Source organism: Acidovorax sp. HMWF018 (assembly GCF_003061035.1).
Classification (GTDB): Bacteria; Pseudomonadota; Gammaproteobacteria; order Burkholderiales; family Burkholderiaceae_C; genus Acidovorax; species Acidovorax delafieldii.
Window position 1 is genome coordinate 1 of sequence record NZ_QAIM01000567.1, and the last position, 12170, is coordinate 12170.

Annotated in this window: 11 protein-coding genes; all 11 read left to right on the forward strand. The window is 63.2% G+C overall.

Features of this window, described 5'->3' with window-relative positions:
- On the forward strand, nt 1–499 hold a 499-nt coding region (grpE, locus tag DBR23_RS24245; protein ID WP_108499826.1), incomplete at its 5' end, for a nucleotide exchange factor GrpE.
- A gap of 93 nt (nt 500–592) precedes the next feature.
- A complete protein-coding gene (gene dnaK, locus DBR23_RS24250; protein ID WP_056061472.1) occupies nt 593–2542 on the forward strand; it encodes a molecular chaperone DnaK in 1950 nt (649 codons plus the stop codon).
- A gap of 84 nt (nt 2543–2626) precedes the next feature.
- Nucleotides 2627–3772 carry a molecular chaperone DnaJ gene (gene dnaJ / locus DBR23_RS24255; RefSeq protein ID WP_056061470.1) on the forward strand — a complete coding sequence of 382 codons (1146 nt, stop codon included), beginning with the start codon at nt 2627–2629 and terminating at the stop codon, nt 3770–3772.
- A 154-nt stretch (nt 3773–3926) separates the two neighbouring features.
- Nucleotides 3927–5291, forward strand: a complete 1365-nt coding sequence (locus tag DBR23_RS24260; protein ID WP_108499827.1) for an MBL fold metallo-hydrolase — start codon at nt 3927–3929, stop codon at nt 5289–5291.
- Nucleotides 5292–5426: 135 nt separating this feature from the next.
- Nucleotides 5427–6404 (forward strand): LysR family transcriptional regulator, encoded by a 978-nt coding sequence (locus DBR23_RS24265; protein ID WP_108499828.1) that lies wholly within the window; start codon nt 5427–5429, stop codon nt 6402–6404.
- A gap of 21 nt (nt 6405–6425) precedes the next feature.
- Nucleotides 6426–7847 carry a 3-isopropylmalate dehydratase large subunit gene (gene leuC, locus DBR23_RS24270; protein ID WP_108499829.1) on the forward strand — a complete coding sequence of 474 codons (1422 nt, stop codon included), beginning with the start codon at nt 6426–6428 and terminating at the stop codon, nt 7845–7847.
- 69 nt (nt 7848–7916) lie between these two features.
- Entirely contained in the window at nt 7917–8042 is a 126-nt protein-coding gene (locus DBR23_RS24275) for an entericidin A/B family lipoprotein (protein ID WP_005795904.1), read from the forward strand.
- Between the two features lie 11 nt (nt 8043–8053).
- Nucleotides 8054–8704 (forward strand): 3-isopropylmalate dehydratase small subunit, encoded by a 651-nt coding sequence (gene leuD / locus DBR23_RS24280; RefSeq protein WP_056061459.1) that lies wholly within the window; start codon nt 8054–8056, stop codon nt 8702–8704.
- 76 nt (nt 8705–8780) lie between these two features.
- A complete protein-coding gene (gene leuB / locus DBR23_RS24285) occupies nt 8781–9854 on the forward strand; it encodes a 3-isopropylmalate dehydrogenase (RefSeq protein WP_099729718.1) in 1074 nt (357 codons plus the stop codon).
- Between the two features lie 402 nt (nt 9855–10256).
- On the forward strand, nt 10257–11387 hold the full coding sequence (gene asd / locus DBR23_RS24290) for an aspartate-semialdehyde dehydrogenase (RefSeq protein WP_108499830.1): 1131 nt from the start codon (nt 10257–10259) through the stop codon (nt 11385–11387).
- A 289-nt stretch (nt 11388–11676) separates the two neighbouring features.
- A partial coding sequence (locus tag DBR23_RS31645) for a FimV family protein (RefSeq protein WP_369882164.1) occupies nt 11677–12170 on the forward strand: 494 nt, incomplete at its 3' end.

Below are 12170 nucleotides of genomic sequence, written 5' to 3' on the forward strand. Positions count from 1 at the left end.
AGTCGAAGCCGCCATGGCCGCCCACGCCTCCGATGAGCTGGCACGCCTGCAGGGCGAGCTGGCCGAGCTGAAGGCCAAAAGTGCCGATCTGGCGGACCAGTTCCTGCGCGCCAAGGCCGAGGCGGAGAACGCCCGCCGCCGCGCTGAAGAGGAAGTGTCCAAGGCCCGCAAGTTCGGCATCGAGAGTTTTGCCGAGAGCCTGCTGCCCGTGGCTGACAGCCTGGACGCGGCCCTGGCCATCAAGGAGGCCACGCCCCAGCAGCTGCGCGAAGGCGCCGACGCCACTTTGCGCCAGTTGACGTCTGCGCTGGAGCGCAACAAGGTGGTGGCCATCAACCCCGCCGCAGGCGCCAAGTTCGACCCCCACCAGCACCAGGCCATCAGCGTGGTGCCCGCGGAGCAAGAAGCCAATACGGTGGTGGCTGTGCTGCAAAAGGGCTACGTGATCGCGGAGCGCGTGTTGCGCCCAGCCTTGGTCACCGTGACTGCGCCCAAGTAAGCCTCAAAAAAATCGACCTGGAAGACTTGAAGCAAACCAAGTTATCCACAAGTTACTAGCCATCCAAACCATTCAAGCATTCGGAGAAAAATCATGGGAAGAATCATCGGCATTGACCTGGGCACCACCAACAGCTGCGTTTCAATCATGGAGGGCAACACGACCCGCGTGATTGAAAACAGCGAAGGTGCACGCACAACGCCCTCTATCGTGGCCTACCAGGAAGACGGCGAGATCCTCGTCGGCGCCTCGGCCAAGCGCCAGGCCGTGACCAACCCCAAGAACACCCTGTATGCCGTCAAGCGCCTGATCGGCCGCAAGTTCACCGAAAAAGAAGTGCAAAAGGACATCGACCTGATGCCCTACAAGATCGTGGCTGCCGACAACGGCGACGCCTGGATCGAAGTGCGCGGCAACAAGCTGTCGGCCCAGCAAGTGTCTGCTGACATCCTGCGCAAGATGAAGAAAACGGCTGAAGACTACCTGGGCGAGCCCGTGACGGAAGCCGTCATCACCGTGCCCGCTTACTTCAACGACGCCCAGCGCCAGGCCACCAAGGACGCTGGCCGCATCGCTGGCCTTGATGTCAAGCGCATCATCAACGAGCCCACCGCTGCAGCCTTGGCCTTTGGCCTCGACAAGCAGGAAAAGGGCGACCGCAAGATTGCCGTGTATGACCTGGGTGGTGGCACGTTCGACGTGTCCATCATCGAAATCGCCGACGTGGATGGCGAAAAGCAGTTCGAAGTGCTGTCGACCAATGGTGACACCTTCCTGGGCGGCGAGGACTTCGACCAACGCATCATCGACTTCATCATCGGCGAGTTCAAGAAGGAACAAGGCGTGGACCTGTCCAAGGACGTCCTGGCCCTGCAACGCCTGAAGGAAGCCGCCGAAAAGGCCAAGATCGAGTTGTCGAATTCGGCAGCGACCGACATCAACCTGCCCTACATCACGGCCGACGCCTCGGGCCCCAAGCACCTGAACATCAAGCTGACCCGCTCCAAGCTGGAACAACTGGTGGAAGAGCTGATCGAGCGCACCATCGCTCCTTGCCGCATGGCGATCAAGGACGCGGGCGTGTCGGTGTCCGACATCCATGACGTGATTCTGGTCGGTGGCATGACCCGCATGCCCAAGGTGCAGGAGAAGGTCAAGGAATTCTTCGGCAAGGACCCCCGCAAGGATGTGAACCCTGACGAAGCCGTGGCCGTGGGCGCCGCCATCCAGGGCCAAGTGCTGTCGGGCGACCGCAAGGACGTCCTGCTGCTGGACGTGACCCCCCTGTCGCTGGGTATCGAAACCCTGGGCGGTGTGATGACCAAGATGATCACCAAGAACACGACCATCCCGACGAAATTCGCTCAGACCTTCTCGACGGCCGACGACAACCAGCCTGCCGTGACCATCAAGGTCTACCAGGGCGAGCGCGAAATGGCCACCGGCAACAAGCTGCTGGGCGAGTTCAACCTCGAAGGCATTCCACCCGCAGCCCGCGGTGTTCCGCAGATCGAAGTGTCGTTCGACATTGACGCCAACGGCATCTTGCACGTGGGCGCCAAGGACAAGGGCACCGGCAAGGAAAACAAGATCACCATCAAGGCCAACTCGGGCCTGTCGGAAGAAGAAATCCAGAAAATGGTGAAGGACGCCGAGCTGAACGCTGCGGACGACAAGAAGAAGCTGGAACTGGTGCAGGCCCGCAACCAGGGTGAAGCCGCTGTGCACAGCGTCAATAAGAGCCTGGCCGAACACGGCGACAAGCTCGACGCAGGTGAAAAGGACGCGATCGCTGCAGCCGTGAAGGCCCTCGAAGAAGCCCTCAAGGGTGAAGACAAGGCCGCGATTGACGAAAAGACGACCGCGCTGATGGCCGCCAGCCAGAAGCTGGGCGAGAAGATGTACGCCGAATCGCAGGCAGCGCAAGCCGCCCAGGCGGCCGGTGGTGCAGACGCCGCAGGCGCATCGGCCGGTGCAGCCAACAAGCCCGCAGACGACGACAACGTCGTTGATGCCGAGGTGAAGGAAGTCAAGAAGGGCTGAACGAGCCCCCGTTGACCCGAGCCGCCGCGCAATGCTCGTCAGGGGCTGCGCGGCGTTCCTGTTCCAACCGGGTTCTGAATCACTATGTCCAAACGAGACTTTTACGAAATCCTGGGCGTTCCGAAGAACGCCTCGGACGAAGAAATCAAAAAGGCCTATCGCAAGCTGGCGATGAAGCACCATCCTGACCGCAATCAGGGGGACGCAGCCAAGCCTGCCGAGGAGAAGTTCAAGGAGGCCAAAGAGGCCTACGAGATGCTCTCGGACCCCCAAAAGCGTGCGGCCTATGACCAGTATGGCCATGCGGGGGTAGACCCCAACATGCGCGGCCCTGGTGGCGCGGGAGCGGAAGGATTTGGCGGTTTTGCGGAAGCCTTCGGCGACATCTTTGGCGACATGTTCGGCCAACAAGGCGGGCGCGGGCGCGGCGCCGGTGGACGCCAGGTCTACCGTGGCAGTGACCTCAGCTATGCCATGGAGATCACGCTCGAAGAAGCAGCTCGCGGCAAGGACGCGCAGATTCGCATCCCGTCCTGGGACACCTGCGACACCTGCCATGGCAGCGGCGCCAAACCCGGCACCAGCGCCAAGACCTGCGGCACCTGCCAAGGCGCGGGCACCGTGCAAATGCGCCAGGGCTTCTTCAGCGTGCAACAGACCTGCCCCCACTGCCGCGGCACGGGCAAGATCATTCCTGAGCCTTGCACCACCTGCCATGGCCAAGGGAAGCTCAAGAAGCAGAAGACGCTGGAAGTGAAGATTCCTGCCGGCATCGACGATGGCATGCGCATCCGTTCCACCGGCAACGGCGAGCCGGGCACCAACGGCGGCCCGCCGGGCGACCTGTACATCGAGATCCGCCTGAAGAAACACGACATCTTCGAGCGCGACGGCGACGACCTGCACTGCCAGGTACCGGTGAGCTTCATCACGGCGGCGCTGGGTGGCGAGATCGAGGTGCCCACCCTGCAGGGCAAGGCGGCCATCGACATCCCCGAAGGCACCCAGGCCGGCAAGCAGTTCCGCCTGCGCGGCAAGGGCATCAAGGGTGTGCGCGCCAGCTACCCGGGTGACCTCTACTGCCACATTGCGGTCGAGACACCCGTCAAGCTCACCGAACACCAGCGCAAGCTGCTGCGCGAGCTGGAAGACTCCCTCAAGAAGGGCGGCGCACGCCATTCGCCCAGCGGCGAGAGCTGGACGGACCGGTTGAAGAACTTCTTCAGCTGATCACGCGCGGGTTTCCCGCCAAAAACCGCCTGCAGCCCCAAAGCCGCAGGCGGTTTTTTCTTGATGCAAGGCAAGAAACCCCCTGGCAACGTCCGCAGGCGCAATCCGACCAGTAGGATGGTCATCATCGATGATCACCCGGGAGTCTGGACACATGAACGTCAACATCACCTTCCTGGGCGGCTCCGGCACCGTCACCGGCTCCAAGTACCTGGTGCGCTACAACGGCAAGAGCCTACTGGTCGATTGCGGCCTGTTCCAGGGCTACAAGCAGCTGCGCCTGCGCAATTGGCAGCCCCTTCCCGTCACGCCGCACCAGATCGACGCCGTGGTGCTGACCCATGCCCACCTGGACCACAGCGGTTACCTGCCGCTGCTGGCGCGCGACGGCTACACCCACGCCATCCACTGCACCCCCGGCACACGTGACCTGTGCACCATCCTGCTGCCCGACAGCGGGCACCTGCAGGAAGAGGACGCGGCCTTCCTCAACCGCCACCAGCTCAGCAGTCACAGCCCCGCCCTGCCCCTGTATACCCGGCTCGACGCGCTGCACTGCCTCAAACAATTCCAGATCCATGCCTTCCACAAGGCGTTCGAACCCCTGCCCGGCTGGCGCGTGACCTTTTCGCCTGCGGGCCACATCCTGGGGGCGGCCAGCGTGCTGCTGGAGGTGGGCGGTAGGCGCATCCTGTTCTCTGGCGACCTGGGCCGACCGGACGACTTGCTGATGAATCCACCGGACGCCCCGCCCCAGGCGGACACCGTGCTCATCGAATCCACCTATGGCGACCGCGAGCACCCGCCCGAAGGCCTGCTCGACGAACTGGGCCCCGCCCTGCAGCGCCTGGCCGCACGCGGGGGCATCGCCGTGGTGCCCGTCTTCGCCGTGGGCCGCGCGCAGGCCGTGCTGCACGCCATCGGGTTGCTGAAGGCGCAAGGTTTGGTGCCTGCCTCGCTCAAGGTATTCCTCGATAGCCCCATGGCCGTGAGCACCACCGGACTGTTCCAGCACCACATGCAGGAACACCGCCTGAGCGGCCGCGAGGTGCAGGCGCTAGAGCATGGCGCCACCATGGTCCAGACACCCGAGCAATCCAAAGGACTGGCCAAACTGCATGGTCCCATGGTCATTCTGTCAGCCAGTGGCATGGCTACCGGGGGCCGCGTACTGCACCACCTGGCACTGCACGCTGGCGATCACCGCAACATGATCATTCTGACCGGGCACCAGGCGCCGGGCACACGCGGCGCGCGGCTGGCTGAGGGCGAAAAGGCCATCCGCATTCACGGCCAGGACGTGGCCGTGCGCGCCGAAGTGGTCAAGTTGTCTTCCGCATCGGCCCACGCCGACGGCAACCAGCTCATCGCCTGGCTGCGCAGCATGGGCCACGCGCCCGACCAGGTGTATGTGGTGCATGGCGAAATGGGCGCCGCCGACCTGCTGCGCCAGCGCATTGAACACGAATTGCGCTGGCGGGCCTCAGTGCCAGAGCACGGCAGCACCTGCGCGGCCTGAGCCCGGTCTCTTTCTGCACTCCAGGAAAGCCGCTCTCGCGCAGAAGGGCATTGCAGCCATCGCGTATCGCGATGACAAACCGCCAACAATGGGGAGAAAATATGAAACCTTCTCTTTTTGAGAAGTCAAAACCCCATGAAAAGCTCCGAGCGCAGTTTTGCGCGCCGTATTGACCTCACCTCGCTGCAATTGTTTGTGGCGGTGTGCGAGCTGGGCAGCATCGGCCGCGCCGCCGAGCGCGAATTCATTGCAGCATCAGCGGTCAGCAAGCGCCTGTCGGACCTGGAAACGGCTGTAGACACCGCCCTGCTTTACCGCCACAGCCGGGGTGTGACGCTCACGCCCGCTGGCGAGAGCCTGCTGCATCATGCGCGCACGGTGCTGTTTGGCCTGGAGCGCATGCAGGGCGAACTGAGTGAGTACGCCGACGGCGTTCGCGGCCATGTCCGCATGCACGCCAACATCTCGGCCATCTTCCAGTTTCTGCCCGAAGACCTGGGCGCCTTTGCGCGCGAGCACAGCCAGATCAAGATCGACCTGCAGGAGCACCTCTCCAGCGATGTGCTGCACGCCGTGCAAGAAGGAGCCGCCGACCTGGGCATCTGCAACATCGGCATGGCAAACGGGGGCGGAGCCCTGGAGCTCCAAAGTCGCCCCTACCGCGCCGACAATTTGGTACTAGTTGTGCCCCGAGCGCATGATTTATCTGCGCTGGATGCTATCAATTTTGAAGAAGTCCTGGACTGGGACATTGTGGGCCTGCACGCCAACAGCAGCATCAGCCTGGCCATGCGCGCGGCCGCTGCCTCCGCCGGGCGCCCCCTGCGCCAGCGCATCCAGGTGACGGGGCTGGACGCCATGTGCCGCATGATCGACAACGGCCTGGGCGTGGGCCTGCTGCCCGACCGGGCGTTTGCACTGATGCGCGGCGTGGGCAACCTGCAAGCCATCCCGCTGACCGATGCCTGGGCCCACCGCGAACTGCGCGTGGTAGCCCGCGACTTTGACGCCCTGCCCGTCACGGCGCGTTTGCTGGTGGAACACCTCTCACCCCGGGCAGAACCCGCCCCGGCGCACCCGGCTCCCGACACTAAAATCCAATCACCCACCTGAAAGCAGAAAGAAAGCCACGCCATGGGACGCACCCTGTACGACAAGATCTGGGACGAGCATGTCGTCCACACCGAAGAGGACGGCACCTCCATCCTCTACATCGACCGCCATCTGGTGCATGAAGTCACCAGCCCTCAGGCATTCGAAGGTCTGCGCGAGGCGGGCCGCAAGGTCTGGCGCATGAGTTCCATCGTGGCCACGGCCGACCACAACACGCCCACCACGGGCTGGGAAAACGGCTACGACGGCATCACCGATCCGATCAGCAAAGAACAGATCACCACGCTGAACGACAACATCGCGCAGATCACACCCGCCGCGTTCTTCCCGTTCATGCACAAGCGCCAGGGCATCGTGCACGTCATTGGCCCTGAAAACGGTGCCACCCTGCCCGGCATGACCGTGGTCTGCGGCGACAGCCACACCAGCACGCACGGCGCGTTTGGCGCCCTGGCCCACGGCATCGGCACCTCCGAGGTCGAGCACGTGATGGCCACGCAGACCTTGCTGGCCAAAAAAGCCAAGAACATGCTGGTGCAGGTTGATGGCACCTTGGCCAAAGGCGTGACGCCCAAAGACGTGGTGCTGGCCATCATCGGCAAGATCGGCACGGCTGGCGGCACGGGCTACACCATTGAATTTGCAGGTTCTGTCTTCCGCGCGATGAGCATGGAAGGCCGCATGACCGTGTGCAATATGGCCATCGAAGGTGGTGCTCGCGCGGGTCTGGTGGCGGTGGACGACAAAACCATTGAATACGTCAAGGGCCGCCCCCTGTCGCCCACGGGCGTGGAATGGGACCAGGCCGTTGCGTACTGGAGGACGCTGCACTCCGACGCCGACGCAAAGTTCGACACCGTGGTCAAGCTTGATGCGGCCGACATCGTGCCGCAGGTCACCTGGGGCACCAGCCCCGAGATGGTGCTGGGCGTGGACGCTCGCGTGCCCGACCCGGACAAAGAAAAGGACGTCAACAAGCGTGGTGCCATCGAGCGCGCGCTGACGTACATGGGCCTGCAGCCCGGCAAGCCGATCAATGACATCACGATCGACAAGGTGTTCATCGGCAGCTGCACCAACAGCCGCATCGAAGACATGCGCGAAGCCGCCGCTGTGGTGAAGAACCTGGGTCGCAAGGTGGCCAGCAATGTGAAGCTGGCCATGGTGGTGCCCGGCTCGGGGCTGGTCAAGGAGCAGGCCGAGCGCGAGGGCCTGGACAAGATTTTTGTGGCCGCAGGCTTTGAGTGGCGCGAGCCCGGTTGCAGCATGTGCCTGGCCATGAACGCCGACCGGCTGGAGCCTGGCGAACGCTGCGCATCCACCAGCAACCGCAACTTTGAAGGCCGCCAGGGTGCTGGCGGCCGCACGCACCTGGTGAGCCCGGCCATGGCCGCAGCCGCTGCCGTGCACGGCCACTTTGTGGACATCCGCCAGTTCACCTGAGCTGATCATTCATCCCATCATCCGCCCGTTGTCCCCTCTACTGCCCCAACCGCCTGAAGGAGCCTTGTCATGAAAAAGACCGCCACCCTCATCGCCCTGTCCCTGGCCTTTGTGCTGGCTGGCTGCAACACCGTCAAGGGTGTGGGCCAGGACATTGGCAAAGCCGGCAGCGCCATCGAGCGGGCCGCCAAGTAACTGATACCGCCATGCAAAAATTCACCTTGCTCAAGGGCCTTGTGGCCCCCATGGATCGCGAGAACGTCGATACCGACGCCATCATCCCCAAGCAGTTCCTCAAGTCGATCAAGAAGACCGGCTTTGGCGTGAACCTGTTTGACGAATGGCGTTACCTGGACCACGGCGAGCCCGGCCAGGACCCCGCCAGTCGCAAGCCCAATCCCGACTTCGTGTTGAACCAGCCGCGTTACCAAGGCGCCAGTATCCTGATCGCACGCAAGAATTTCGGGTGCGGTTCCAGCCGCGAGCACGCGCCGTGGGCCTTGGATCAGTTCGGCTTCCGCGCCATCATCGCGCCCAGCTTTGCGGACATCTTCTTCAACAACTGCTTCAAGAATGGCCTGCTGCCCATCGTGCTGCCCGAGGCCACGGTGGCCCAGCTGTTCGATGAAGTGCTGGCCTTCCCCGGCTACCAGCTCACCATCGACCTGGAGCGCCAGGTCATCGTGCGCCCCCAGGGCGAAGAGATCCCGTTCGACGTGCAGGCCTTCCGCAAGTACTGCCTGCTCAACGGTTTTGACGACATCGGCCTGACCCTGCGCCAGTCGGACAAGATCAAGGCCTTTGAAGCCCAGCGGCTTGCCACCAAGCCCTGGCTGGCACACACCATGGTGTCGTAACTCAAAAATTCAGCCCAATCGGCCGCAAGCGCTACATCCATATGCGCTAGCAGCTATCAAAAACAAAGCAAAATCAATGAAAATCGCAGTTCTGCCGGGTGACGGCATCGGTACCGAAATCGTGGCCGAGGCCGTCAAGGTCCTCAACGCACTCGACCTGAAGTTCGAGATGGAATCCGCCCTGGTCGGCGGCGCCGCCTACGAGGCCCACGGCCACCCGCTGCCCGAGTCCACCCTCAAGCTCGCCAAGGAAGCCGACGCCATTCTGTTCGGCGCCGTGGGCGACTGGAAATACGACAAGCTCGACAGGCCCCTGCGCCCCGAACAGGCCATCCTGGGCCTGCGCAAGAACCTGGGCCTGTTCGCCAACTTCCGCCCTGCCATCTGCTACGAGCAACTGGTGGGCGCATCGAGCCTCAAGCCCGAACTGATCGCAGGCCTGGATATCCTCATCATCCGCGAGCTGACCGGCGACATCTACTTCGGCCAGCCGCGCGGCCGCCGCGTGGCCACCGACGGCCACTTCCCCGGTGCCGAAGAAGCGTTTGACACCATGCGCTACAGCCGCCCCGAGATCGAGCGCATCGCCCACGTCGCCTTCCAGGCCGCCCGCAAGCGCAACAAGAAGGTCACCAGCGTGGACAAAGCCAACGTGCTGGAAACCTTCCAGTTCTGGAAGGACGTCATGACCGAGGTGGGCCAGCAGTACCCCGACGTGGAACTCCAGCACATGTACGTGGACAACGCGGCCATGCAATTGGTCAAGGCCCCCAAGGCGTTTGACGTGGTGGTGACCGGCAACATGTTTGGCGACATCCTGTCGGACGAAGCCTCCATGCTGACTGGCTCCATCGGCATGCTGCCCTCGGCCAGCCTGAACAGCAGCAACCAGGGTCTGTACGAGCCCAGCCACGGCAGCGCCCCCGACATCGCCGGCAAGGGCGTGGCCAACCCGCTGGCCACCATCCTCTCGGCAGCGATGATGCTGCGCTTCAGCCTGAACCAGGAAGCCGCAGCCCAGCGCATCGAAGCCGCCGTGCAGAAGGTGCTGGCACAGGGCCTGCGCACGCCCGATATCTACAGCGAAGGCACCACCAAGGTCGGCACGGCGCAGATGGGCGACGCGGTGGTGAAGGCGCTGCAGGCGTAAATCACCCCAGCCGTCCGAGCTGCCCACAGCGGCGGCGTGTGGCATCCACAAAAGGCGATCCTTTGTGATCGCCTTTTTTATGGGCGTGGACCGACTCGCACGCCCATCCAGCCCGCCAGGGGCGCCGTTGCCGAGCGGACCATGGCGTTCCCGCAACGCTGCAAGCCCCGTGCAAGCCGCGATCCATTACAATCATGCCCATGTTTGCCGCCCGCCCGTTCGACCTGAACACCGCAACTGCCGCCCTGGCAGGCGTGGCTGTGCGCGCAATCACCACCAAAACCACGACCATTATTAAGGGCTGATCCAGCTCCGGTACCGTCGTGCGCCCTCTCCCGGCCAGACGAGCCGGGGCAAACAGTCTGGTCTGGCACTGTTTCTTAATCTGAAAGGGGCGTTGAAATGAGCAAGTTGGTAGGGTTGGTCGGCTGGCGCGGCATGGTCGGCTCGGTGTTGATGGACCGCATGGTCGAGGAAAAAGACTTCGACCTGATTGAGCCATTGTTCTTCTCCACATCCAATGCTGGCGGCAAGGCCCCTGCGCAGGCCAAGAACGAAACCACACTGCAAGACGCCTTCAACATCGACGCCTTGAAGCGCTGCGACATCATCATCACAGCCCAAGGCGGCGACTACACCACCGAAGTCTTCCCCAAGCTGCGCGCCGCAGGCTGGAACGGCCATTGGATCGATGCTGCTTCGACCCTGCGCATGGAAAAAGACGCGGTCATCATCCTGGACCCCGTCAACATGCCCGTCATCAAGGACGCGCTGGCCAACAGCGGCAAGAACTGGGTGGGCGGCAACTGCACCGTGAGCTGCATGCTGATGGGCGTGGGCGCACTTTACAAGGCGGGGCTGGTCGAGTGGATGAGCACCCAGACTTACCAAGCAGCCTCGGGCGGCGGCGCGCAGCACATGCGCGAATTGCTCACCCAATACGGCACGCTGAATGCCGAAGTGAAGGCCCTGCTTGACGACCCCAAGAGCGCCATCCTGGAAATCGACCGCAAGGTCATCGCCAAGCAGCGCGCACTGACCGGCGCCGAAACCGCCAACTTTGGCGTGCCCCTGGGCGGCTCGCTGATCCCCTGGATCGACAAGGACCTGGGCAATGGCCAATCCAAAGAAGAGTGGAAGGGCATGGCCGAGACCAACAAGATCCTCGGGTTGGGCGAGGGCTTCAGCTCTGCGGCCATTCCCGTAGACGGCTTCTGCGTGCGCGTGGGCGCCATGCGCTGCCACAGCCAGGCCCTGACCTTCAAGCTCAAGAAGGATGTGCCCGTGGCCGACCTCGAAGCCATGATCGCCGCCGACAACGAGTGGGTGAAGGTGGTACCCAACACCCGCGAAGCCACCATCAAGGACCTGACACCCGTCGCCGTGACGGGCACCATGACCATCCCCGTGGGCCGCATCCGCAAGCTGGCCATGGGCCCCGAGTATGTCGGCGCCTTCACCATCGGCGACCAGCTCCTCTGGGGCGCCGCCGAGCCACTGCGTCGCATGCTGCGCATCTTGCTCAACGCCTGATCGTCTCACCTCATAAAGCGCGCGCAAGCCCCCTTGCGCGCGCTTTTTTACGCCTGAGACATCGACACACTCGGTTACGCGGCGTTGGCAATTGGCAACATCTGCATGCCCCAATTTGGGGCGCCGGGACCCCACTCAAAGCTTCGGAGCCACCTCAGCTTGTCAGTGCAAAACATTGATGCTATGGTGCTTTTTACATATTTTCACGCGCCGGGGCGGGGATCAGACCATGAGAACAAAAGCACCGCTCGTCCGAGCCGCAAAAAATCCTAATCAGTTGTTGGCAAACATGCATCGTTGGAAATTTTCTGTCCTGGCGGCCGCGGCCGTGGCTTGCGCTGGTTTCTACACCAGCGACGCGTCTGCGCTGGCACTGGGCCGCATCACCGTGCAGTCTGCCCTGGGCGAGCCGCTGCGCGCTGAAATCGACCTGCCACAGATCACTCCTGCCGAAGCGGACTCGCTGCGTGCCACAACGGCCACGCCTGAGGTCTTCCGTGCCCAGGGCATGGAATACACGCAGACCATGAACAACCTGCAGATTCAACTGCAGCGCCGCGCCGACGGCACCGCCGTGTTGCGCCTGTCAAGCGACCGACCTGTGAACGAACCGTTCCTGGACTTGGTGCTGGATGCCAACTGGGGCTCAGGCCGCATCGTTCGCAGCTACACCATGCTGTTTGACCCGCCAAGCATGCGCCGCGCAGCGCCTGCTGTCACAGCAGCGCCCCAAATTTCTGCACCGGTGGCGCCCCAGGTCCCTGCGACGCGCCCCGCAGCCAC